Origin of the sequence: uncultured Marinobacter sp. (genome assembly GCF_913055835.1) — a bacterium.
In the GTDB taxonomy this organism is placed as follows: Bacteria; Pseudomonadota; Gammaproteobacteria; order Pseudomonadales; family Oleiphilaceae; genus Marinobacter.
On sequence record NZ_CAJXKQ010000011.1, the window covers coordinates 41442 to 64587 of the forward strand.

A 23146-nucleotide genomic window follows, 5' to 3' on the forward strand; every position below is an offset into this window, starting at 1 on the left:
TACGTCCCTCAACTAAAGGCGATCAACGTGTCGCCCACTGCAAGACAACTAGTTTCGTTGGAAGGCGGGGAAAGTGCTCATTGGTGGTCGCGATTTCTCTTGTGGTTGTAATGCGAATTATTATCAGTATTATGCGCATACATAATTATACCCACTGCTGGAGATCCCAATGCCAACACCCGGTCAATCATCATCGCCAAATCGACGTCCTCGCCTGAGCCTTTCCGCCGGTTCAACGTTTCTATCGGTGTCTTTTCTCGCCACGGTTGCCTCGCCTACGATTGTGCACGCGCAAGAGCAAGAGCCAGCTCTGCTCCCCGGCATTCAGGTTACTGCCGACTGGCTGGGGCCACCGACAGAAGAATCCGAAAGAACCTACACGGGCGCCCGCACTGTGGTCGAAGAAGAAGAGCTCCAGGATGCTGGTGCGCTCAATTTGGAGGACGCCCTGCGCCCGGTACCCGGTGTTACGGTGCTTGATGAAACGGGAACGGGCATCCTCCCCAATATCGGCGTCCGTGGTCTGAACCCGCTGCGTAGTGAACGGCTTCAGATTCTGGTAGACGGTTACCCAATTGCCATTGGCCCCTACAGCAACGTGGGCGTATCCCTTTTTCCCGTTACCCTTCCGAGTCTTGAGGCTGTGGATATTGTTCGGGGTGGAGCCTCGGTTCATTACGGGCCCAACAACGTGGGTGGCGTGGTGAACTTCGTGACCAAGCCGATTCCGGCCGAAACCTCCCAGACTCTGCGCGAGCGCGTGACCATCGCGGAAGAGACCGGCAACGTCTTTACCGACACTTATTACCGTGTCGGAGGCCGGGCTACTGACAAGCTCGACCTGCAGTTCCAGGCCAACGTTCAGCGCGGCGACGGTTTTCGTGACCACTCCGACACCGAAGTGGACAACCTCATCCTGGATGCCCGCTATTACCTGAATGACCGGAATGAACTGGCTTCTCAGCTGCAATACTACCGTGTCGATGCCGAGCTTCCCGGCGCCCTGACGCCAGAAGCCTATGAGCAGGATCGCACCCAGAGCCAGCGCCCGTACGATGGCTACGAGGCAGACATGAGCCGCGCCACCTTCACCTGGACGTACACCCCAGTCGACAACGTGGAATTCCAGTGGCGCAATTTCGTGCACGACGCCGACCGCACTTTCTTCTTCGGGCAGAACCTCAGCGGCAATGGCCATTGGGCAGACCCGGGGCTGGACTCCACCCACGTTGCGGATTCGCCCCGGCTGTTCACCGTGTTAGGCACGGAGCCCCGGCTCGCCATCCGCCAAGGTCGCCACGACATTACCCTGGGCGCCCGATTTGTCAGCGAGGATGTCGAGTTCGACGTCAACCGCCTGGAGCTTTCCTCCGGTGACCGCTCGGTGGCGCGTGACTGGCATCTGGACACCCGGGCTATGGCGTTCTACGTCAGTGATACCATGTCCTTCCTGGACGACCGGCTGACCGTCACGCCGGGTCTGCGTTACGAAGACGTTGATATGGACTTCCGCGACAACCTCAGTGGCAACACCGAGGAAAACAGCGCCGAGGAGTTGTTGCCGGGCCTGACCGTGGGTTACCAGGCTTCCGACGACCTGTTTGTCTTCGCCAACAGCCAGCGCTCGCTGGTGCCCGTGCAGATTGCCCAGACCACCCGGGAGGGTGCGGTTGCCAATGAAACCGCCTGGAACCACGAACTGGGCGCGCGCCTGCAGGTGACCCCGGACCTGTTCTCATCTGCCACCCTGTTCCGTATCGATTATGAAGACCAGATCCAGTTCAATCGCTCAACCAGCCGCTTCGAGAACCTGGGCGAAACCCGCCACCAGGGCATCGAACTGGCAAACCGCTGGAACCTCAACAGCCATTGGGAACTGGGCCTGGGCTACACCTTCCTGGATACAGAACAGCTGAGCGGCGCCAACGAAGGCAACGAGCTGCCCAACGCACCCACCCATAAGGTCAGTGCCGATGCTGTCTACAGCTACCAGGCGTGGGATGCCAGCCTGAACTGGGTGTACGTCAGCGAAAGCTACAGCGATGCCGACAACACCGAAGAAGAAACCAGCAATGGCAGTGCCGGCGAGTTGCCGGATTACCACCTGGTTACTGCCCGGGTCGGTCGCGATTTCGCGGTGGGCGGGGATCGTGTCCTGAATCTTGGCCTGGCGGTCAACAACCTGCTGGATGAGGATTACTACTTCCGGGGCGTGGACGTCAGCCCGGTCGGTCGTGTGCCCCAGCCCGGCCGTAGCTTTATCCTCGAGGCGCAGCTCGATTTCTGATGGCCTTTTTACAGAATCAGTTTGCAAAGATCCTGCTGATTGTCCTGCTTTCCCCTGTCTCAGGGTGGGCGGACAACCAGGGTATCCGGCTGACGGATGACCGCGGGGAAACCCTGCGGTTGCCCGCTGCGGCAACCCGGCCCGCGGCGATTTCGACCTTCGGGGCGGATGTCGGACTGGCGCTGGGTACAGCGCCGGTCGCGGTCACCGACTACGGACTTCAAGGTGTTCCCGACTACCTGGCTTCACGGTTAGACGGGGTTTCGGGGCTCGGCCCCCGACATCAACCCAACCTGGAAGTACTGTCGTCGGTGCGGCCTGATCTTGTCATTGCCATCCGCCGCTACACCGAGAAAGACGGTGACCAGATCGAAGCCATTGCCCCGATGCTGGCCCTGGACCTGATCACCATTCAGGACAGCCTGAGAGCGGTGGATTTGGCGGGACATGCGCTGGGAAAACCCGGGAAAGCCGCAGAACTCAACGCTCGTTTTCTGGACCGTGTCCTATCACTTGCGGAGCGCAACAAGCACGACTCAACGAAGACCGTGGCGCTGCTGACCAGCGGCAGTGAAACCCCCTTCATCTATTACGACCACTTCCTGCCGACGGCGCTATTGGAACGCCTGGGCTTCGACAATGTCGGTGGCGAGCCGCCGAATCCCGACAGTGGTATCCCGCTGGGGTACCGGATCAGTCTTGAAGCCCTGCTGGAGCTCAACCCGGACACCATTCTGCTGATGCCGACGAGTCGTCAGCGCGCCTTCACGATGAATCCGATATGGCCCTATCTCAAGGCGGTCCGCACCGACCAGGTCTACGAAGTGCCGCAGTATTGGAAAGAGGGCGCAGGCCCGATTGCGCGGGCGCGAATCCTGGACGACATTCAGCGTCTGTTGCTGACATCGGAACCGGAATAACCATGGCTAACGATGCCACTCTGCGCCCGGCGGCCCTTTACGGCGCAACGGTCGCCTTCCTGGCGTTGCTGTTCGTCGTAGGCCTCATAATGGGCTCTCGCTGGATTTCGCCGAGCCAGTTACTGGCCGCCCTGGATGGCAGCAGCGATTTGCTGACACGCATCACCGTGCTGGAACTGCGCCTGCCGCGCAATTTACTTGGCCTTCTCGGTGGGGCAGCCCTAGGCGTTGCCGGCGCCGTCATGCAGGGTGTCACCCGGAATTCCCTGGCGTCCCCCGGACTGACCGGCGTGATCGCATCCGCCGCCCTGGCGGTGGTGTCGCTTCGAACCCTGAGCTCACCAGCCGCCATGTGGCTGCCCTTGATGGCCCTCGGCGGAGGGCTGCTGGGTGGCGCGCTGACCTTTGCCATTGCTGGTCGCCGGCAGTTACAGCCCGAGCGCGTGGTGCTCGCCGGCATAGCGGTCACCTCGCTCGCCACCGCACTGACCACTGGGCTTCTGCTGGTGTCCGGGGCGGAGGCGGCCGAGCTCTACTACTGGCTGGCCGGCAGCCTGATGGGCCGGGGCTGGTTGCAGCTACAGATGGTGCTGCCCTGGCTGCTGCTGCCGCTTTTCGCTCTGCTGGTTATGCAGCGCCCGTTCCGGTTGCTGCAACTGGACGATGATCTGGCCCAGGCCATGGGGCTGGCCGTCGCCCGGTGGCGCCTGGTTTTTCTGCTGCTGGCGCTGTTGCTGGCAGCGGCGCTGGTCGCCTTAACCGGCCCGATCGTCTTTATCGGCCTGGTGGCACCGCACATTGCCAGGCGGATTATCGGCAACCAGATCCAGCACTGGCTGCCCCTGAGCGCTCTTCTTGGCGGGCTGTTATTGCTGGCCGCCGACATCCTGGCCCGACAGCTGGCCTTTCCCCAGGAGTTACCCGTCGGCATGCTGACCGCCCTGATCGGGGCCCCCTGGCTGATTTACCTGCTCAATTCGCGAACCTCACCTCGGAGCGCATAACGTGACCCATCCGGCGACGACACCAAACCGGGCAAGCAGACCTGGCAGCCGGCCTTCAGGCGCCACTCCTGTCGCCCGACTGTTTCTGGCCGGCGGGCTCGGTCTGGCCATTGTTCTGGTTGCGGGCGTCCAGTTGGGAGCAATCGACCTGAGCTGGGCCCAGGTTTGGGCCGGGCTGACCGGCGACGGTTCGGAACACGTTCAGCGAGTGATCTTCGAATTACGTTTGCCCCGCACCCTGACCGGTGTCCTGATTGGCATTCACTTTGCCCTGTCGGGCTGGCTGTTACAGCTGCTGAGCCGGAACCCTCTGGCAGAAGCCGGCATTCTCGGCATCTCCGCCGGTGCCAGTCTGGTGGCGGTCGTCGCCTTTATTATCGGTGACTGGCTGGTGTCCAGTGCCAACCCCTATGACAATACGTCGTTTGCCTTGCAGTATCTGCCGCTGTTTGCCATGGCGGGCGGGCTGGTAACCGCACTGGCGGTGTACTTCCTTGGCATGCGACACGGCCACCTGTCGCCCGTCAAAATGACCCTGACCGGTGCGGTGATTGCCGGTATGTTGCACGCTCTAACCACCGGCGCGCTGGCCTTCTGGGGCCACGCCCATACCGAACTGGTCGCCCAGTGGCTGGCCGGCTCGTTGTACGGCGCCGAATGGCAACATCTGCATACGCTGTTACCCTGGACGCTCATCGGATTAGCCAGTGTCGCGCTGCTTGTGCGACCTCTGGAAGTCATGCAGCTGGACGATGAGCACGTTCGCACCCTGGGGCTGGGCCTGAATCGCTGGCGCGCCTTTGCCCTGCTGATTGCCACGCTACTGGCGGCCAGTGCCGTCGGGGTGGTGGGTCCCGTGGGCTTTATTGGCCTGCTGATCCCCCACATCAGTCGGAGGCTGGCCGGGGCTAATCTCCCGGTCCAGTTGGTGTTGTGTGTACTGTTGGGTGCGGTGCTGGCCGTACTGGCGGATTTACTCGGCCGAACGATGTTTTCTCCGTACGAAGTGCCCGTAGGCGTGGTTTCCGCTGTCCTCGGCGTCCCGTTTTTCCTGTATCTGTTATCGCGTCAACCCTGAGGCCCGGACTCTCCATGTTACGAACCGAGCATCTTTCACTGGCATACGGCGACAAACCGGTTGTCGACAACGTCTCGCTGGCCATTCCCGAGGGTGGAATCACCTGCCTGCTGGGTCCAAATGGGTCCGGTAAGAGTACCCTGCTAAAAAGTTTTGCCGGCCTGCTGCCACCCCGGTCGGGCCAGGTGTTCCTGGACAACCGTCCGGTTGCGCAATGGGACCGGCGCCGGCTGGCGCTCAGACTCGCCATGTTGCCCCAGAAACCGATTGTGCCCGGTGGTATCCGGGTTCGGGACTTGATTGCACTGGGTCGCTTTCCCCACCGAAAATGGTGGCAAAGGAACCTCACCACCGACGACAACGCCACCATCGACGCCATGGCAATGACCGGGGTATCAGACCTTGCAGAACGATCGGTGGAAGCGCTCTCCGGAGGGCAGCAGCAGCGGGTCTGGATCGCCATGGCACTGGCCCAGGAGACCGATATCCTCTTGCTGGACGAGCCGACCACCTTTCTGGACTGGGGCTACCAGTTGGAAGTGCTGGAGTTATTATCCACCCTGAATCGCGAGCACGGGTTGACCGTGGTGATGTCACTCCACGATCTCAACCAGGCGGCGCAGTTTGCGAACCGTATTGCGGTGCTGGCCAACGGCCAACTCGACACCATCGGCAGCCCTGCGGAAGTTATTACTGAATCCCTCGTCAACCGGGTATTTCGGGTGCATACAAGCATCACTGCGGGGCGGGAAGGTCGTCCGTTTTGCACCGGATTCGCAGAATCGGCACAAAGCCGACCCAGGCAACGTCCTCACTGTACCACTACCTCTTAAATGAGGACTCGTAGCCACTACCCAGGTTCTATCCCGTTACTGCGGATCTTTCTAAAAAGAGGCGGAATTTCTCCCGGGGGAAGTGTTGGTCTATCCACCTGAACGTTCGTTTTGCGATCCAGTTGGCCAGCAGACAACAATTTTCTGAACCATACTTAAAGGCCCTTACCCTCCGAAGAGGGCCGCGTCATGACATTTCCTATCAGCAAAGCTCCCTGGAACAAGGGGAAGCTCGTTGGCCAGAAGTTACCGCTCAAACTCGAACAAATATGGGCTATCCGCATTCGGTTGGAGATTGCAAAGAATATCCGCGAACTGGCGATGTTCAACATGGCAATTGATTGCAAACTCCGATCTTGCGATATGGTAAAGCTCTTGGTTCGAGATATTTCCAGAAACGGATAGGTTCTGGATCGAGCGCAAGTCATCCAACAGAAGACCAGTCAGCCTGTTCAGTTTGAGATAACCAAAAAGACGCGCGAATCGGTCGAAGCATGGATCGAGTTGCGCGGACTCTCAGGTATGGATTATTTGTGGCCGAGCCGGATGAGAAAGTTTGAACATATCACTACTCATCAATATGCCCGTCTTGTCAAAAAGTGGATTACCAGCATTGGACTTGATCCTTCAGTCTACGCAACCCATTCAATGAGACGCAGCAAAGTGACATTGATCTACAAGAAGACCAAGAATCTTCGAGCCGTCCAGTTGCTGTTGGGACACACAAATATGTCGAGCACCGTGCGGTACCTTGGTGTCGAGGTCGAGGATGCTCTGGAGATAGCTGAGAGTATTGAGATCTAGTTGCGTAACTTGTGTCCTTGGTCCCTGTGGATGCCGCAGGCGCTGCCAGCTCCGGTTGATGATCACCCTCGGGTTACGATCAGGCTCTTCCAGTCGTAAACAAAAGCGGACATTCAGAAACGATCGAATTGACCAAAAAGCGGTATACGTCCGGTGATCCCATCTTGAGCCGCGCGCTGAAAAGGTCTTTCTGGTTTTCAATTACTGCACCGGGGTAAGTCCACGGACGTTTTAAAGCCGTCCTTGGAAACCGGGTAGAACCCAAGAGGTTGATTGGTTCAGAAGCTAACCCTTTTGGCCTCTTGTCCCAATACCTCCCTCATGTAACGAAGCAATGAGCGGGCACGCGATGCTGTCCGGCTGTGCGTGGCATTGACTGACCATATCGCTCAGAGCCATCTCAATTTTGACCAGCCTTTCGATCTTTTCACGCACATCCTTCAGCTTGTGCTCGGCGAGCGCACTGGCTTCCTCACAGTGGGTGCCATCTTCCAGCCGTAGGAGGTCGCTTATCTCATCGAGACTGAAACCCAGGTGCTGCGCCGTTTTCACAAAGGTCAACCGATCAATATCGGCGAAACCGTAGCGTCGAATGCCACCCGGAGGCCGCTTGGGTTCCGATAACAGACCACGCCGCTGGTAATAGCGGATCGTCTCTACATTTACGTTGGCCGCCCTGGCCAAGCCGCCAATAGTCATTGAATTGGCTTTAACCGACATGCTGCTTGACTCCGTAGTTGACTACGGAAGTAACCTTATCTCATCAAGTCCATGGGCAACAGGTGTAAACGTCATGTCGAAATTCAAATCTAAATCCGGAGGTGCTTCTCTCGCTGTCGGGGGGGGGGTTGCTGGAATTCTCGCCTCGGCTTGCTGTCTCGGGCCATTGGTACTTATCACTCTGGGCGTTTCCGGTGCCTGGATCGGCAATCTGACATCTTTGGAGCCCTATCGACCGCTGTTCATTGGCGCGGCCATCGTCGCCATGTACCTCGCCTGGCGACGAATCTATCGCCCTGTAGAGCAATGCTCACCCGGTGAAACGTGTGCGATCCCTCAAGTCCGAAAGACCTATAAGGTGATCTTTTGGGTAGTTACGGCTCTGGTACTGGTCGCTTTAGTGTTCCCTTACATTTTGCCCCTATTCTACTAAACGGAGATTTTCCTCATGCGTAAACAGCTTGTACTTGCCATGTTCCTCACTTTGCTCAGCATGTCCACCTGGGCTGCGTCTCAAAAAGTGACTCTCTCGGTGCCTGACATGACCTGTTCTGCGTGTCCGATCACCGTCAAGCTGGCCTTAAGTAAGGTGGAAGGGGTGTCGCAAGTTTCCGTGAGCTACCCTGATCGAGAAGCCGTCGTCACCTTTGACGATGCGCTCACTTCCATAGAGGCGCTCACCGAGGCCACGAGCGACGCTGGTTACCCCTCCACTCCCACGGCCTCAGAGGCGACCCCGGAGGGGCAATGAAGAATCCGAAGAACCTGCTCAGAGTTGGCATAGTAGGGACTTTTCTGGTTGCACTATGCTGCTTCACACCGATTCTGGTCATTCTTATGTCCACCGTGGGACTGGCCGCCCTGACGGGCTATCTCGACTATGTGCTTCTCCCGGCACTGGCGGTATTCATCGGCCTTACGGTCTATGCGTTCTGGCGGAAAAAACACTATGACGCAAGCTACGAGAGCAATTCCAAAGCTCCAAGGAGTTTCCCGAGTGAAAAATGACCAAAAACTGCATATTGCTGTAATCGGCAGTGGCGGAGCCGCCATGGCGGCTGCCTTGAAGGCAACAGAGCGCGGTGCCCGCGTCACCCTGATCGAACGTGGGACCGTCGGCGGCACCTGCGTAAATGTTGGCTGCGTGCCCTCGAAGATTATGATTCGTGCAGCACATATCGCGCATCTTCGAAAAGAAAGCCCTTTTGACGCGGGCATCAGTGCTGCGGCTCCTGAGGTAGACCGAGCGAAACTGCTTCAGCAACAGCTGGCACGAGTGGAGGAGCTGCGTGACACCAAGTACGAAAAGATACTTCGAGAACACAAGGACATCACAGTCCTGAACGGTGAGGCCCGGTTTCTCGACACCAATAGCCTGTTAGTCACGTTGGCTGAGGGTGGTGAAAAACCGGTTCATTTTGATCGCGCCTTTATTGGAACCGGAGCCAGACCGGCAGAACCGCCAATAACGGGGCTGGCAGACACTCCTTACCTGACATCAACCAGTGCCTTGGCGCTGGATACCGTTCCCAAACGGCTGATCGTGATTGGTGCCGGTTTCGTTGCCCTGGAATTGGCTCAGGCATTCGCCAGACTGGCCAGCAAGGTTACCGTTTTGGCCCGGAGCCGTTTGTTGTCCAGTGAGGACCCCGCAATCGGGGAAGCTATGGATGCAGCGTTCAAGCGCGAAGGTATTGAGGTGCTTAGCCAGACCCTGCCCAGCAACGTGGACTATAGCGACAACGAGTTCATCGTCGAGACGCCTGCCGGCACCTTGCGAGCCGATCAACTGCTGGTGGCGACCGGTCGAACTCCCAATACCGAGGACCTGAACCTGGCGAGCATTGGCGTGGAAACCTCACGCGACGCAATTCAGGTGGATGAGCATCTGCAAACCACGGTCCCCGGAATATACGCTGCCGGAGACTGCACCAATCAACCGCAGTTTGTCTATGTCGCCGCTGCCGGGGGCAGCCGGGCCGCCATCAACATGACGGAAGGCGAGGCCAAACTCGACCTCAGTGCCATGCCCGGGGTCATGTTTACCGATCCTCAAGTCGCCACCGTTGGCCTCTCTGAAGCCGAAGCAATTGCTCGGGGTTATAGCGTGGACACCAGGCTGCTCGACTTGGAAAACGTGCCGCGTGCGCTAGTAAACTTTGACACCCAAGGATTTATTAAAATGGTGGCAGAGCGCAACTCAGGCCGTTTGCTTGGGGTGCAGATTGTCGCAGCGGAAGGCGGTGAAATTATCCAAACGGCAGTGATGGCGTTACGAGCAGGTTTGACCGTTCAGGAAATCGGCGATGACTTGTTCCCTTATTTGACCATGGTTGAAGGACTCAAGCTCTGTGCGCAAACGTTCACCAAGGATGTAAAACAGTTGTCCTGCTGTGCCGGATAAATGATGTGAGCACGGCTTTAAGCTCTGGTGATGGGTTCCTAATGACCAATCGTTCCGATGCCATATCTTGCACGACCATCATTGAAAGAGCCTCATGGCCGAGCACGTGGATCATTACGTGACTGCCCAGGTTGTCCTTTGCTGTGGCAGCCAGTTGGCTACTTCCACTTGGTGTAAGTTTCAGCCAAATAGCCCCCTCAGAGATAACCGCAGCTTCAATGGCCTCGCTGGTTAAATTAACCGTCAGGCCTTCGCTCTCTTGAGCGTTCACGGGTTGCGATTGGACACTGCAAGCAGCCCCGATAATCACCAGGGTGAAAACACACAGTCTTAGTAACATGGATTGGGTGGCATCCCTTCAGTCCAAGTTGATTCGACACCATATGAAACGATGAATGCATCAGATTTTGTTGATACTTCACCTGCTTGAACTCATTTTCAACTTGTTTAGAACCAGACCGGTCTAATGGTTCAACGATTCTGGGCAGGCCAGCAGTTTGATTAAATGCTTGGGACCGGTTAGAGAATGAGCAATAGTTGGCGAATCTCTAACAATTGATTATGGTTTTGCGCTCCGATTGAACGTTCGCTTTGCGACCATCAGCGGAGGGCTCTATTTAGACGTGCAATTAAAGCAGTGATTTTTACAAGGTCCAGTGACGGGCTAGACCTCACGCCCAACCCTGTTTCGCATCGAAGTAACGTCTGGCCTGTATCAGATTCGTCATCGAACCTCGGGCCATGAAGTCCAGGGCGGATGACCCAGAGAAGGGGACTTCACTGGTTGGCAGCCGGACCCGGCGATTGGCACGCTCCGCCGATGGGTAAATCACTCTCAGTGACCTGTAGATTCCCAAGATGTAGCTGATGCGCTCCAGCGTGTCCCGAGAAAGCTTGATGTGGGGGAGCTTCTGGTACCTGGAAAGCGTGCTCCGGGATATACCGCCGAGCATTTTCATCATCTCTTCTTGGGAGCAACGCCACTCATGGCAGATGTTGAAGAAGCCTTTGAGGGCAACATGCCCGCGCAGAGCCTCGTCATTGGAGGTTTCGGGTTGTCTCTTGTTCTGTTGGGACATTGCGAAAGTACTCCCCATATGACCTCATAAAAAGATTTTAGAAAAAATTTGACCATATGTGCATATTTTTGAGCGGGGTCAGGGTCAATAACGGACACTACTAGGGATCAGTTGGATTGAATACACCGACCATTTTTGACAACTTTCTGAGATGTGTTCGGAAAACAGCGGAGGTCACTCTCGGTGGCGTCGACACCCGCCAGTTGTCTTCCAAGACCATGGCAGTACTGGAAAGACCAAACCTGTATTTCATTGGCGAGGTAGTGGATGTGACCGGCCATCTGGGCGGCCACAATTTCCAGTGGGCGTGGGCCTCGGGTGTGGCAGCAGGAAACAGCGCCTGACAGATCATCCGATTGCCAAACCCTGCCGTAGAACTGGTAACCTGAGTCCATGAATTGGCCTCACCAGAGAACGCGACAGACAGGGAGAAAGGATGCTCCAGACCGCCAGTGACACCGCAGCCACCAATGCCCTCGTAGTCGAAGGTGGCGCCATGCGCGGCATCTTCGCCGCTGGTGTACTCGATGCTTTCCTGGAAAAGCGGTATCAGCCTTTTACCGAAGCCTGGGGCGTCTCCGCGGGTTCAACCAACCTCATCGGCTACCTCTGCGGCCATCACGGCCGAAACCATCGGGTGATAACCGACCACGCCTGTCGCCCGGAGTTCATTAACTGGGGTCGCTTCTTCCAGGGTGGGCATTTGTGCGATGTTCACTGGCTCTGGCACCGGTCCTACGAGGAGGTACCGCTCGATCTGGAACGCTACCTGTCCGGCACCACCAAACTCTGGGTAGCAACCACATCAGTGGTAACCGGTGAAGCCCGGTATTTCTCCGTCGACGATCAGAACATCCACGATGTGCTTACTGCCTCCTGCTCGATTCCCCTGGCCTATCGTGATTACCCGATCGTGGAGAATGAGCCCATGAGTGATGGTGGAATTGCCGATTCCATTCCGGTTGCAGAGGCTTATCGCCGGGGCGCACGGGATATTACCGTCGTTCTGTCCCGGCCTCTGGGCTACCAGAAAAAGCCTCTGGCCTTTCCGGCACTCACAAAGCGGATGTTCAGGGAGCAGCCGGGACTCGCCGAGGCCCTGATCCGGCGCGGCGAACGATATAACGAGACATTGGAGTTCATTCGAAATCCACCGGACGACTGCCGGCTCCGGATTATCGCGCCGCCGGAAGATTTTCCGGTGAGCCGGCTGACCACCGATCTGAACAAGCTGGATCTGGGCTATCAGCAAGGCCACCGCGCAGCGATGGCCTACCTGGCCGACATGGCCCGGGAAGTCGCCTAGCGAAGCACTACCAGAGGCTTTCTGGCGGTTTCAAGCATCCGGGTGGTAGTACTGCCCACGAGGAATTGACGGATACGGGAATGGCCATAGGCGCCCATCACCAGGATGTCGATATCCTGCTCTTCCTGATAGTCGTGCAGTGCCGGTTCCACGTCGCCGGCCCGTATTGCCAGGGTAATTTCGGATTCCAGCCCTGCCAACATTTTTTCGGCCTTTTTGAGCTGCTCCCAACGGTCATTGGTATCCGGGCCAACCATCACCAGATGCAAGGGCATGCCTTTGAGAACCGGGCTACCAGCCAGCAACTCCACGCCTTTGAACGCGGTGGCGCTGCCATCAAAAGCCAGCATGGCACTGCGCGGCTGGGTGTACTCGTCCGGCACCAGGAGAATCGGCCGATGCATACTGCGAATCACGGTCTCGAGCTGGCTGCCAACGTGGGTATCACGCTCGGAGCTGCTTTCACCGTGCAGCCCCATGACCAGCAGGCGGGTCTGGTTTTCCAGCGCCAGCAGGGACTCGGTAAGGTCGCCATGGCGCTGACGCTGGATCACCTCACCGATGCCGGCTTCGGTGACGCGCTTGTGCGCCTCATCCAGCATGTGATGGCCGTGTTCCAGGGCAAGCTTGGCGCGTTTTCGGTCCAGCTCCGCCAGGTCTTCGAGCAGCTGCTCACGGCTGCCCAGACCAATGTTGCCAACCAGATCCGGCTCCGCCGGGTAGCGTTCCTCATCAAGCACGTGCAGCAACATCATGGGCGTTTCCATGTGCTTGCTGGCCCAGGCGGCATAATCGCAAACCGCAGGGGCAGCCTGGGAGCCATCAATACAGGCAACTACTCGTAACATCTCAACCTCGCCTTCATGATCCTTGTGATTGTTATTCTGACTGCGATTGTTGCTGGATTCCTTGGTCTGTGTCATGTCAGTGCCCCATCAGCTGGTCAACGGCGTCCGGCTTGTCGTGCACGCCAAAGCGGTCGACAATCGTGGCACTGGCTTCATTCAGACCGATTACCTCAACCTCCGATCCTTCCCGGCGAAACTTGATCACAGCCTTGTCCAGGGCGCCCACGGCGGTGATATCCCAGAAATGCGCGCGACTCAGGTCGATCACCACATTATCGACTGCTTCCTTGAAATCAAAGGATTCCATAAACTTTTCCGAAGAACTGAAGAATACCTGGCCCACAACCCGGTAAGTACGGGTATCGGTGGTTTCATCCAGCTCGGAGGTCACCAGCATGTAATGGCCCACTTTGTTGGCAAAGAACAACGCTGCCAGCAGCACGCCGGCCAGTACGCCAAAGGCCAGGTTATGGGTGGCAACCACGACAATCACGGTCACCAGCATCACGATGTTGGTGGAAAGCGGGTGCTCGCGCAGATTGCGGATGGAATCCCAGGAGAAGGTGCCAATCGAGACCATGATCATCACTGCCACCAGGGCCGCCATGGGAATCTGGACCAGCACGCTGTCCAGCAACAGAACCATGATCAGCAGGAAGACACCAGCGGTTAGCGTGGAGAGACGTGTCCGGCCGCCGGACTTCACGTTGATGATGGATTGACCGATCATGGCACAACCGGCCATACCACCGATCAGGCCGGAGCCGATGTTGGCAATGCCCTGGCCCTTGCACTCGCGGTTGCGGTCACTGGTGGTGTCTGTCAGATCATCCACGATGGTTGCTGTCATCATCGACTCGAGCAGCCCCACAATGGCCAGGGGAATCGAATATGGCAGGATAATCATCAGAGTTTCCAGGTTCAGAGGCACATCCGGCCAAAGGAAAACGGGGAGCGTATCCGGCAGATCACCCATATCACCAACCGTGCGGATATCCATTCCGGTAACTACGGCAACGGCCGTCAGAACGACGATACACACCAGGGGCGACGGAAGAACTTTGCCAACAACCGGCAGCACGGGGAACAGGTAGATGATCCCCAGACCCGCCGCAGTCATCGCATACACGTGCCAGGTCACATTAGTGAGTTCAGGCAATTGGGCCATGAAAATGAGGATGGCAAGGGCATTCACAAACCCCGTCACCACGGAACGTGAAACAAAGCGCATCAGGCTGCCGAGCTTGAGGTAGCCAGCGACCAGCTGTAGCACACCGGTAAGCAGAGTCGCCGCAAGCAAATACTGCAGACCATGCTCTTTTACCAGAGTCACCATCAGTACCGCCATAGCTGCCGTTGCGGCGGAAATCATACCGGGACGGCCGCCCACGAACGCGATGATCACTGCGATACAGAAAGAGGCATAAAGACCCACTTTGGGATCGACACCGGCAATGATCGAGAAGGCGATGGCTTCCGGGATCAACGCCAGCGCCACGACGATACCGGCGAGCACATCGCCACGAATGTTCGAAAGCCAGTTGGCTTTTAGGGAATTCACCATAATTTCGGGGGTCCAGCTTGCTACGAATTCAAAGGTCGCGAAGCTTATCAGCCCCCTTACAGGAAAGTAAGGTCGCTAGCGGTATCTTCTTAGAGGCCTAACGACCGGTTGCACCTGCTGCTATCATCAGAATATTCAATTACTAACAGGAGCCTACGCCCTCCCATGGATGATCTTGCTGCCCAGTTTCTGGCCGGAAACCAGACCACTCTCAACCTCGCCGTTGCGCTTCTGCTGGGCGCCATCATTGGCCTGGAGCGGGGATGGGATGCCCGGGAGCAGAAATCCGGCGAACGCATCGCAGGCATCCGCACCTTTGCCCTGGTAGGTCTGCTTGGCGGTATTTCAGCGGTACTGGCGCAGGAAATTACGGAATGGGCGTTTCCGGTGCTTCTGGTCAGTGTCGTGGCCATGGCCATCGTCGCTTACAGCGAGCGGCTGGAGCATATCCGCAACTTCAGTATCACCGGCATGGTCGGTATGGTGCTCACCTTCTGCTTCGGCGCGGTGGCAGTAGCGGTGGATCCGGTCATCGCCACCGCAGCAGCGGTAGTGACCGCAATCATTCTGGACAACAAGGAAGAAATCCACGGCTGGGTCAACAAGCTGAAAGAGCACGAACTGGATGCCGCACTCAAGCTGCTGCTGATTTCCGTGGTTATGCTGCCGTTACTGCCGAACGAGAAGATGGGGCCTGGCGGAGTGCTGAACCCCCGGGAAATCTGGTGGATGGTGGTGATGATCGCTTCTATTTCCTTTGTCGGTTACTTTGCCATAAGGGTGGCCGGAACTCGCAAAGGAATACTGTTTACCAGCCTGTTCGCAGGTTTGAGCTCATCTACTGCCCTCACCCTGCACTTCGCCCGTCAGGCCTCGAAAAATCCGCAGCTCAACGCCCAGTTCGCAACCGGCATCCTGATCGCCTGCGGCACCATGTTCCCGCGCATTCTGGTGTATTGCCTGGTGATCAATCCGGATCTGCTACCCAACCTTGTCTGGCCGGTGGTCGTCATGACTGCCCTGCTCTATGGCCCAGCCCTCGTTATTTGGAAAAAAAACGACCGACACCTTCGTGTCAGTCAGCCTACGCTTAACCAGAACCCGCTGGATCTGACCTCGGCGCTGGTTTTTGGCGGGTTATTGACGGGCATCCTCCTGCTGGGGGAGTTCCTGGGCAACTGGCTGGGTGATGCTGGTATCTATTTCCTCGCGGCCACCTCTGGTATCGCCGACGTGGACGCGATCACACTTTCCCTGACCCGCATGTCCAATGACAGCCTGGCCATGGGCACCGCCGTGATCGGTATTGTTATTGCCGCCGCCACCAACAATCTGGTGAAGTCGGCTCTTGCGGGATTTGTTGGCAATCGTCAGACCGGGCTGCTCGTTGGCATCCCCATGGTGCTCTCTCTGGCAGCCGGGCTGCTGGTCGCCTGGCTGCAATAATCCTTACCTGGCCCGCCGGAACGTCAGGTTGTAACGGTAGGGTCCTGTCAACGGATGCTCTCCGGCCTTGAGTGTCAACACACCGTGGTAACGCATTCTGGCGGGGCCACCCCACACCACCACATCACCGTGCCCCAGAGGCACCCGCACCGGGCGCTCGCTGCGTTTCAGCCCCCCGAACTGGAACACAATGGGCAACCCCAGAGAGACTGACACAATCGGCTGACTGAAGTCTTCCTCGTCCTTGTCCTGGTGCAGCCCCATTTTCGCCCCGGGCTGGTATCGGTTAATCAGGCAGGCGTCTGGCTCGAATCCCTCAAAACCTGCGGCCTCTGCGGCGCTTCCGGCCAGTTTCAGGAAGGCCTCAGGCATGTCTGGCCAGGCCCGTCCGGATTCCGGGTCATGCTCCTGATACCGGTAACCGCGGCTATCGGTGACCCAGCCCAGCATGCCGCAACAACTCATGGCGGCAGACATGGCATGACCGCCGGGGGTCCGCATATGCCGGAAAGGTGCTTCTGAAGCCACCGTGCCAATAGCTTCCAGGAGCAATTCAGCATCAGCCAGCGCGAAATTACGCAGCACCACGGCGCCCTCCACAAGAGGCTCAACCGTCGGCTCCGGTGGCTGATCACCAAACAGATCCAGAGTCATAACTACCGATTCCCCCTGAAAAAACGGAAAAAGTGCCGGTCAGCGTCTAGTCTCTTACCAGAGGGGCTGTCCCAAGCCTTGGTACGCCAATCTTCACCGGTAAGGATCATCCATGCATCGAAAACGCCAGTCGGCCCAGGTTTCGCTGGCCCTTCTGATTGCATCGGCCATTACCCTCGGCATGCTGGTTCTCACCATTGTGCTGATCGGCCAGAGCTTCCGGGGCATGGAGACAGCCAAGGTATCGGCGGCAGGCGCCACTGCCCGACAACTGGCCGTCAGCGTTGACGACCGTATCCAGGCCATCACCGCGCCGCCATCTACCGCCCTTGCGGTCTTGAGCCATGACAGTCTCGCAGGCGCCGGGACGCTGGCGCAACGTCTTGAACGACTTCCGGTGCTGGCAGACATACTCAGCAGCAGTGACATTGTCAGCGCCGTCTATGCCGGTTACCAGAACGGAGACTTCATTCTCCTGCGTAAGGTTCGCAGTTCCGGAACCCTCCAGTTTCCCGATGCCCCAAACGAAACCCGCTTTCTGCTGCAGACAATTACCCACGGGGGCAATCGAATACCGGGGCAATGGTTTTTCTTCGATGCCAACATGCGAATGCTTGAAGAGCGGACGGTACCCGAATATAACTACGATCCACGAACCCGCCCGTGGTTCAATTCCGCCAAGGCATCGGATACCACGGAACTGTCCGCCCCCTACGCCTTCTTTACCACCCAGGAAACCGGGATAACCCTGTCCCGCCGCGCATCGGACGAGACCGGCGGGCCGGGTACCATTTTCGGTATCGATGTCACCGTGACGGATCTGAGCAGCCAACTGGCAGAGCTGCGCCAGACACCGAACACCCGGATTGCCATTGTGAACAGGGATCGGGAAGTTCTCGCCGATTCGGGAAACGCCAAAGAGCCCGGGCCTATGATTTCCGGGGCTCTGAACCGGATCGGAGATCAGATGGAGGGAAGCACTGTTACCCGCTTCAGTGCCGACGGCAAAGACTGGTATGGAATGACTGAGCCTCTCGCCGCATTGGAACAAGAGGGGCTGACGATAGCCGTCGCGATACCCGCGGACGAGCTGTTGTCCGAGGTCTGGGCCGCGCTTGCCAGACAAACGGTGATTGCCGGACTCATTGCCTCGCTGCTGCTGGTTATCGGCTGGTTCCTCGGCCGTCAGGTAGGCCGTCCACTGGAACACCTGACCGATCAGGTCAGCCGGCTATCGCGATTCCGTTTCGACACCCCGGTCGCGTCCGAATCCCACATCCGCGAGGCCCGCCAGCTGGGCGTGGCACTGGATGACATGGCGAAAACCATACGCAGCTTCCAGAGCATCGCCACCGTACTTAACCGGGGCCAGGACCTGAATCATCTGCTTCGCGAGATTCTTGAGCAGATTATCCATATTGTTGGCCAGGAGCGTGGCGGCATCTACCTGTTTACACGCAAGAAAAACCAACTCTCGCTGGCCGTCGAACAGGATCTTCAACTACCGGACACCATCTCGAATGTGCAGGCGGAATACGACGACAACGACATCATCCGTTTGCTGAGACAGCACATCCCGGGACATCCGGTGTTCGCGGTTCTGCGTAACCGTCGCAAACAGTTGATCGGTGTCCTGGCGATCGAGATGGAGGTGGGCGACCACACTCAACTGAGTGACGACCTGATCGTCTTCGTGGATGAAATTGCCGGCTCTGCCGCCGTGGCCATAGAAACCCGGGAACTGATCGAAAGCCAGCAGGCACTGCTCGAGGGCATTATCCGGCTGGTGGCCAATGCCATTGACGCCAAATCGCCCTACACCGGTGGCCACTGCGAGCGAGTGCCCAAGCTCGCCCAGATGCTGGTGGATGAAGCCATTGCCAGTGAAGACCGGGCCTTTGATTCGTTCACCATGACCGAAGAGCAGCTCCAGGAATTCCATCTGGCAGCCTGGCTGCATGACTGCGGCAAGATCACCAGCCCCGAGTATGTGGTCGACAAGGCAGTCAAGCTGGAAACCATCCATAACCGTATCCACGAGATCCGCACCCGTTTTGAAGTACTGCACCGGGATGCCGAGATCCGGTACCTGAATCGTGTGCTGTCAGGTGTCGAGGAAAGAGCAGCCGGCGAGGAACGCCGTGCTACGAGGGCCCGATTGCAGGAGGAATTCCGTTTGATTGCGACGGCCAACCAGGGTGGTGAATTCATGGCCGAAGAAGATATTGAGAGGATCCGCGCCATCGGCGAGCAAACCTGGGAGCGCCATTTCAGTGACCGACTCGGCCTGTCTCCCGACGAAAAAAATGCCCTGGAAGGTCGCCCGGAACCACGGCTACCCTGCGCCGAACCGCTGCTTGCCGACAAACCGGAACACCTCAGGCCCTGGGGCGAACACATTCCCCCGGTGCAAAAAGACGACCCAAGGAACCGCTGGGGTTTCGATATGGAGTTGCCGGAACACGCTTACAACCGGGGCGAGCTGCACAACCTCACGGTGGCCAAAGGAACGCTGACCGATGAGGAGCGCTTCAAGATCAACGAACACATTGTGCAGACCATCTGCATGCTCGATGCCCTGCCATTGCCCGACCGGCTGGCCAATGTCCCGAAGCTGGCAGGTACCCACCACGAACGCATGGACGGCCGGGGCTATCCCTGCGGCCTGACGGCCGCGGAAATGGGCATACCGGAACGGATCATGGCGGTTGCCGATGTGTTTGAAGCGCTGACCGCAGTGGATCGCCCTTACAAGGACGGCAAAACCCTCACCGAGTCGCTCACCATCATGGCCCGAATGGTCGAAGACGGGCACATCGACCGCGAGGTTTTCGAGCTGTTCGTCCGCTCAGGCACATACGAGCGCTATGCCCGTCAGCACCTGCAGCCCGGGCAGATCGATCACGTCGATGAAAGCCTGTTCATGAAGCCGCACTGAAAAACACGTATATTCTATGGGCTGATTCATTCCTGCTAAGGACTTATTAATGCTGTTTGCAATCATAATTGGCGGCCTGATTGGTTACGCCTTCGGCAAATTCCCGGGCTTTCTGATCGGCGCGGCAATTGGCGCCTTTCTCCTGAACCTTCTCAAGCGCCGCCTTATTGGTAAGCTCCAGAGCATCCAGTCGGGCTTCATCGAATCGGTCTTTGCGGTGATGGGCGCCCTTTGCAAAGCAGACGGTGTTGTATCCAGGGATGAAATCCAGATGGCCGAAGCCATGTTCGTGCGCTTCCGTCTGAATGAAGACCAGAAAGCCAAGGCCAAAGCCGCCTTCAACCGGGGTAAGGAACCAGAATTCGACCTGGAAGCCGAGCTGAACCGCTTCCTTCAGGCCAGTGGACGCCAGCCCGCGTTTCTCCAGATGTTCCTGCAGGTTCAGGTATCGGCGGTGGCTGCGGATGGCAAGGTGCACCCGGCCGAACACGAAATGCTGGTGCGCATCGCCCGTGGGCTGGGCCTGCCAGAGAGCCAGGTGGACCAGCTGGAGGCCATGCTGCGCGGTGCTCACACCCACCGGGCCGGTGCCGGGCAACCTTCCTCCGCAGATCAGCTCAGCGATGCCTACAAGGTTCTTGGGGTGTCCTCGTCAGCCAGTGATGAAGAGCTCAAGAAAGCCTACCGGAAGCTGATGAGCGAGAACCATCCGGATAAACTTGCAGGCCGGGGATTGCCGGAGAGCATGCGGGAGATGGCGGAGGAACGCACTCGCGAAATCAGTCATGCCTACGACGTGATCAAGGAAGCGCGGAAAAAATCCGCGTAACGCCGTCTGCGGTTACCGGATCAGAACCAGCGGGGCACTCGCACCCGATAGCGCTCGTAGTCCTCACCGAATTTGTCCGCCAGAGCCATCTCCTCCTCCCGGGCCTGGCGGGTAATCACCAGCACACCGGCCACCAGGCACACCAGGGAAAACACACTGGGCAGCGCCAGGAAAAAACCGAGCTGTCCCGCCATCACCGCCAGGAACAGAGGGTTCCGGGAGCGTCCAAAAGGACCACTGGTCAGTAACTTGCGCTGGTCCTTGCGCGGGTCAATACCGGAGCGCCAGTCTTCGTGCATGTAAGCCTGCAGATAGTTCACGGCCGTATATGAGCCGATCAACAACAGCATGCCAACCAGCAAAACCGGCCAGGCGTAGAGCAGACCGAAAACACCCAGCCAAGGATCAATATCCACGAAAATCCGCACCACGCAGACGCCGAGAATCAGGGCGCGAAAGACATTAAAAATGTGTCGATGCCACCAGGGCGCAGTTCCCCGCTCACCGTAGTTGATGTGCGAAAAATGCATACGCTGGTACAGACCGAGGCTCCGGCCAGCAAATTGCAGACCGATCATCAGAAAGAAAATGCCTAGAAAGTGGCGTACGAGGGGTTCAATAACTTCCATCAGGATCGCTTACAACGGGTTAAGACCGACAGCTTATTATCTGTAAGCGTCTGTGAAAAGGGTTTGGGGTGGGAGTCAGGGCAGCCTGGGGCCAACCCTACCTAAAATGACATACCATCACGTTTTCAAATGCTTTAGAGTGATCCAGTCATTTTAAGGAGAATCCTGTTATGAGCGCCCCTGAAATCCCACAGTCTTGCCATGTGTACTGCAACGACGCGATGGGGCGCGATGACGCCACAGCCCTGGCCGAAAGAATCCGAAGCCGGGAGATATCGATCACCGAACTCACACGAGCCGCCATCGCCCGGGCACAGGCGGCCCAGCCCTTGATCCATGGCGTGGCCCTGGCGAACTATGACGAGGCGGTCCAAACCGCCTCACGGCTGGATACGGCGGCGCGGACGGCTATCGAACCCTTGTTTCGAGGCATTCCGACCTTTATCAAAGACAACACCAATGTGACAGGTCTGGCCACGCGCCAGGGCTCGCTGGCAGTACCTGACGTACCTGCCCCCCATACCAGTCCATTTGCCCGACAACTGCTTGCCCAGGGTTTCCTGTGCCTTGGTAAAAGCACGCTGCCCGAATTCGGTTTCAACGCCTCCACCGAACCTGCCCATGGGCCGGCTACACGGAATCCCTGGAATCTGGCCTATTCAGCCGGCGCTTCCTCAGGCGGTTCCGCAGCCCTGGTGGCCGCTGGCGTGGTGCCCATTGCCCATGCCAATGACGGCGGAGGCTCCATCCGCATCCCGGCCGCATGCTGCGGTCTGGTCGGCCTGAAACCCACACGCGGACGGTTGATCGACAACGAAGCAGCTTCTTCTCTACCCATCAACATTATCAGCGAGGGCGTGGTGACTCGTTCGGTTCGGGATACCGCCAGCTTTCTCGACCAGGCCGAGAGTTATTACCGGAATCCGAAGCTGCCCGCGATTGGTAACATCGAGGGACCGTCGGGTCGGCCCCTGAGGATCGGGATGGTGCTGGACTCTATCAATGGACACAAAACCGATCACATCACCCGCCAGACCGTCGAGGAAACCGCGCTCAGACTGGAAAGGCTCGGGCACCACATTGAGCCTGTCCCCGTTCCCGTGCACAGCGCTTTCCCGGAGGATTTCGCTCTCTACTGGGCCCTGCTTGCTTTCGGGGTCCGGACCAACGGCAAAAAAATGCTTCACCCGGCCTTCGACAAACGCAGAACAGATGGGCTGACCAACGGACTGGACAGGATGTTCAGACGACAGTTCTGGCGCCTGCCTACCGCACTCTGGCGGCTCAAACGCTCCTGGCATGATTACGCCCATGCCATGGCAGGCTTCGACGCCGTGCTCACGCCGGTGCTTGGCCATACCACACCCGCCCTTGGCCACCTCAGCCCCGAGGTGCCTTTCGATACCCTGTTCGAGCGACTACGCCAGTATGTCAGCTTCACCCCACTGGCCAATGCCACGGGCGCACCAGCAATCTCGATACCCATGGGGAGAACCCCGGATCGTCTGCCGGTATCCGTGCAGTTCATGGGGCGGCACGGAGGCGAGCGCACGCTTCTGGATATTGCCTATGCCCTGGAGGCCAACCATCCTTGGCCGCAGCTCTGGGAGATCAATCAGCAGCGTTTTACCAGTGACGACCCTAATGCCAACGACTCTCTGGCCGATACCCTGTGAAATTGGACACCCATAGCAACAGCTGCCATATTCTTTAGGAAGCTCAGGGATCGCCTGAACTTTCCACCGAACCGAGACCCAGGGCCGTTCGTATTTCAAGTAAAGGGACAACACATTGAGCCCGGCC

The 23146-nt window shown here is 58.0% G+C and carries 21 protein-coding genes and 2 pseudogenes; 16 read left to right on the top strand and 7 right to left on the bottom strand.

The window, feature by feature from the left end:
• The first annotated feature begins 169 nt into the window (after window positions 1–169).
• The 6 genes and pseudogenes from QZ534_RS08185 (at window position 170) to QZ534_RS08210 (ending at window position 6926) form a co-directional block, all read left to right on the top strand.
• Complete coding sequence (locus QZ534_RS08185) at window positions 170–2287, top strand: TonB-dependent siderophore receptor (RefSeq protein ID WP_296933541.1); 2118 nt, start codon at window positions 170–172, stop codon at window positions 2285–2287.
• Window positions 2287–3207, top strand: a complete 921-nt coding sequence (locus tag QZ534_RS08190) for an ABC transporter substrate-binding protein (protein WP_296933543.1) — start codon at window positions 2287–2289, stop codon at window positions 3205–3207. The genes QZ534_RS08185 and QZ534_RS08190 overlap by 1 nt, the downstream gene beginning before the upstream one ends.
• 2 nt (window positions 3208–3209) lie before the next feature.
• Window positions 3210–4211: an iron ABC transporter permease gene (locus QZ534_RS08195; protein ID WP_296933544.1), complete on the top strand. Its 1002-nt coding sequence runs from the start codon at window positions 3210–3212 to the stop codon at window positions 4209–4211.
• Window position 4212: 1 nt separating this feature from the next.
• Window positions 4213–5289 (top strand): iron ABC transporter permease, encoded by a 1077-nt coding sequence (locus tag QZ534_RS08200; protein WP_296933546.1) that lies wholly within the window; start codon window positions 4213–4215, stop codon window positions 5287–5289.
• Between the two features lie 14 nt (window positions 5290–5303).
• On the top strand, window positions 5304–6122 hold the full coding sequence (locus QZ534_RS08205) for an ABC transporter ATP-binding protein (protein ID WP_296933548.1): 819 nt from the start codon (window positions 5304–5306) through the stop codon (window positions 6120–6122).
• A gap of 189 nt (window positions 6123–6311) precedes the next feature.
• Window positions 6312–6926 (top strand): annotated as a pseudogene (locus QZ534_RS08210) (tyrosine-type recombinase/integrase).
• A gap of 285 nt (window positions 6927–7211) precedes the next feature.
• Here the strand turns inward: QZ534_RS08210 and merR are convergent.
• A complete protein-coding gene (gene merR, locus QZ534_RS08215; protein WP_062785079.1) occupies window positions 7212–7646 on the bottom strand; it encodes an Hg(II)-responsive transcriptional regulator in 435 nt (144 codons plus the stop codon).
• Between the two features lie 73 nt (window positions 7647–7719).
• Between merR and merT the strand changes: the two genes are divergently transcribed.
• Genes merT through merA form a run of 4 tightly spaced genes read left to right on the top strand, consistent with a single transcriptional unit; the run spans window position 7720 to window position 10050 of the window.
• Entirely contained in the window at window positions 7720–8079 is a 360-nt protein-coding gene (gene merT, locus QZ534_RS08220; protein WP_296933549.1) for a mercuric ion transporter MerT, read from the top strand.
• 15 nt (window positions 8080–8094) lie between these two features.
• Window positions 8095–8397, top strand: a complete 303-nt coding sequence (gene merP / locus QZ534_RS08225) for a mercury resistance system periplasmic binding protein MerP (protein ID WP_062785075.1) — start codon at window positions 8095–8097, stop codon at window positions 8395–8397.
• Window positions 8394–8654, top strand: a complete 261-nt coding sequence (gene merF, locus QZ534_RS08230; RefSeq protein ID WP_296933552.1) for a mercury resistance system transport protein MerF — start codon at window positions 8394–8396, stop codon at window positions 8652–8654. The genes merP and merF overlap by 4 nt, the downstream gene beginning before the upstream one ends.
• On the top strand, window positions 8644–10050 hold the full coding sequence (gene merA / locus QZ534_RS08235; RefSeq protein WP_296933554.1) for a mercury(II) reductase: 1407 nt from the start codon (window positions 8644–8646) through the stop codon (window positions 10048–10050). The genes merF and merA overlap by 11 nt, the downstream gene beginning before the upstream one ends.
• Here the strand turns inward: merA and QZ534_RS08240 are convergent.
• Both QZ534_RS08240 and QZ534_RS08245 read right to left on the bottom strand, forming a co-directional pair.
• Window positions 10010–10390 (bottom strand): hypothetical protein, encoded by a 381-nt coding sequence (locus QZ534_RS08240; protein ID WP_296933555.1) that lies wholly within the window; start codon window positions 10388–10390, stop codon window positions 10010–10012. The genes merA and QZ534_RS08240 overlap by 41 nt on opposite strands.
• A 331-nt stretch (window positions 10391–10721) precedes the next feature.
• On the bottom strand, window positions 10722–11129 hold the full coding sequence (locus QZ534_RS08245; RefSeq protein WP_296933557.1) for a helix-turn-helix transcriptional regulator: 408 nt from the start codon (window positions 11127–11129) through the stop codon (window positions 10722–10724).
• A 161-nt stretch (window positions 11130–11290) separates the two neighbouring features.
• Here QZ534_RS08245 and QZ534_RS08250 point away from each other — a divergent pair.
• A pseudogene (locus QZ534_RS08250) lies at window positions 11291–11473 on the top strand (NAD(P)/FAD-dependent oxidoreductase); the annotation flags it as partial.
• A 92-nt stretch (window positions 11474–11565) separates the two neighbouring features.
• Window positions 11566–12435 carry a patatin family protein gene (locus QZ534_RS08255; RefSeq protein WP_296933558.1) on the top strand — a complete coding sequence of 290 codons (870 nt, stop codon included), beginning with the start codon at window positions 11566–11568 and terminating at the stop codon, window positions 12433–12435.
• On the opposite strand, the gene QZ534_RS08260 is transcribed toward QZ534_RS08255, so the two are convergent.
• Both QZ534_RS08260 and QZ534_RS08265 read right to left on the bottom strand, forming a co-directional pair.
• Window positions 12432–13358 (bottom strand): universal stress protein, encoded by a 927-nt coding sequence (locus tag QZ534_RS08260; RefSeq protein WP_296933560.1) that lies wholly within the window; start codon window positions 13356–13358, stop codon window positions 12432–12434. The genes QZ534_RS08255 and QZ534_RS08260 overlap by 4 nt on opposite strands.
• 1 nt (window position 13359) lies before the next feature.
• On the bottom strand, window positions 13360–14847 hold the full coding sequence (locus QZ534_RS08265; RefSeq protein ID WP_296933561.1) for a SulP family inorganic anion transporter: 1488 nt from the start codon (window positions 14845–14847) through the stop codon (window positions 13360–13362).
• A gap of 165 nt (window positions 14848–15012) precedes the next feature.
• Here QZ534_RS08265 and QZ534_RS08270 point away from each other — a divergent pair, with 165 nt between their 5' ends.
• A complete protein-coding gene (locus QZ534_RS08270) occupies window positions 15013–16293 on the top strand; it encodes an MgtC/SapB family protein (protein ID WP_296933563.1) in 1281 nt (426 codons plus the stop codon).
• A gap of 3 nt (window positions 16294–16296) precedes the next feature.
• Here QZ534_RS08270 and alkB read toward each other — a convergent pair whose 3' ends face one another.
• Window positions 16297–16947 (bottom strand): DNA oxidative demethylase AlkB, encoded by a 651-nt coding sequence (alkB, locus tag QZ534_RS08275; RefSeq protein ID WP_296933565.1) that lies wholly within the window; start codon window positions 16945–16947, stop codon window positions 16297–16299.
• A gap of 112 nt (window positions 16948–17059) precedes the next feature.
• On the opposite strand from alkB, the gene QZ534_RS08280 reads away from it, so the two are divergent.
• Entirely contained in the window at window positions 17060–19885 is a 2826-nt protein-coding gene (locus QZ534_RS08280) for an HD domain-containing phosphohydrolase (protein ID WP_296933567.1), read from the top strand.
• Window positions 19886–19934: 49 nt separating this feature from the next.
• Window positions 19935–20714 (top strand): co-chaperone DjlA, encoded by a 780-nt coding sequence (gene djlA / locus QZ534_RS08285; protein ID WP_296933569.1) that lies wholly within the window; start codon window positions 19935–19937, stop codon window positions 20712–20714.
• Between the two features lie 20 nt (window positions 20715–20734).
• Here djlA and QZ534_RS08290 read toward each other — a convergent pair whose 3' ends face one another.
• Window positions 20735–21343, bottom strand: a complete 609-nt coding sequence (locus QZ534_RS08290) for an isoprenylcysteine carboxylmethyltransferase family protein (RefSeq protein WP_296933571.1) — start codon at window positions 21341–21343, stop codon at window positions 20735–20737.
• 170 nt (window positions 21344–21513) lie between these two features.
• Between QZ534_RS08290 and QZ534_RS08295 the strand changes: the two genes are divergently transcribed.
• Window positions 21514–23019, top strand: a complete 1506-nt coding sequence (locus QZ534_RS08295) for an amidase (protein WP_296933573.1) — start codon at window positions 21514–21516, stop codon at window positions 23017–23019.
• Window positions 23020–23146: the final 127 nt, after the last annotated feature.

Coding starts and splice junctions, on each gene's coding strand:
- QZ534_RS08185 (WP_296933541.1), top strand. CDS start 170: ATGCCAACACCCGGTCAATCATCATCGCCAAATCGACGTCCTCGCCTG.
- QZ534_RS08190 (WP_296933543.1), top strand. CDS start 2,287: ATGGCCTTTTTACAGAATCAGTTTGCAAAGATCCTGCTGATTGTCCTG.
- QZ534_RS08195 (WP_296933544.1), top strand. CDS start 3,210: ATGGCTAACGATGCCACTCTGCGCCCGGCGGCCCTTTACGGCGCAACG.
- QZ534_RS08205 (WP_296933548.1), top strand. CDS start 5,304: ATGTTACGAACCGAGCATCTTTCACTGGCATACGGCGACAAACCGGTT.
- merR (WP_062785079.1), bottom strand. CDS start 7,646: ATGTCGGTTAAAGCCAATTCAATGACTATTGGCGGCTTGGCCAGGGCG.
- merT (WP_296933549.1), top strand. CDS start 7,720: ATGTCGAAATTCAAATCTAAATCCGGAGGTGCTTCTCTCGCTGTCGGG.
- merP (WP_062785075.1), top strand. CDS start 8,095: ATGCGTAAACAGCTTGTACTTGCCATGTTCCTCACTTTGCTCAGCATG.
- merF (WP_296933552.1), top strand. CDS start 8,394: ATGAAGAATCCGAAGAACCTGCTCAGAGTTGGCATAGTAGGGACTTTT.
- QZ534_RS08240 (WP_296933555.1), bottom strand. CDS start 10,390: ATGTTACTAAGACTGTGTGTTTTCACCCTGGTGATTATCGGGGCTGCT.
- QZ534_RS08245 (WP_296933557.1), bottom strand. CDS start 11,129: ATGTCCCAACAGAACAAGAGACAACCCGAAACCTCCAATGACGAGGCT.
- QZ534_RS08255 (WP_296933558.1), top strand. CDS start 11,566: ATGCTCCAGACCGCCAGTGACACCGCAGCCACCAATGCCCTCGTAGTC.
- QZ534_RS08260 (WP_296933560.1), bottom strand. CDS start 13,358: ATGACACAGACCAAGGAATCCAGCAACAATCGCAGTCAGAATAACAAT.
- QZ534_RS08265 (WP_296933561.1), bottom strand. CDS start 14,847: ATGGTGAATTCCCTAAAAGCCAACTGGCTTTCGAACATTCGTGGCGAT.
- QZ534_RS08270 (WP_296933563.1), top strand. CDS start 15,013: ATGGATGATCTTGCTGCCCAGTTTCTGGCCGGAAACCAGACCACTCTC.
- alkB (WP_296933565.1), bottom strand. CDS start 16,947: ATGACTCTGGATCTGTTTGGTGATCAGCCACCGGAGCCGACGGTTGAG.
- QZ534_RS08280 (WP_296933567.1), top strand. CDS start 17,060: ATGCATCGAAAACGCCAGTCGGCCCAGGTTTCGCTGGCCCTTCTGATT.
- djlA (WP_296933569.1), top strand. CDS start 19,935: ATGCTGTTTGCAATCATAATTGGCGGCCTGATTGGTTACGCCTTCGGC.
- QZ534_RS08290 (WP_296933571.1), bottom strand. CDS start 21,343: ATGGAAGTTATTGAACCCCTCGTACGCCACTTTCTAGGCATTTTCTTT.
- QZ534_RS08295 (WP_296933573.1), top strand. CDS start 21,514: ATGAGCGCCCCTGAAATCCCACAGTCTTGCCATGTGTACTGCAACGAC.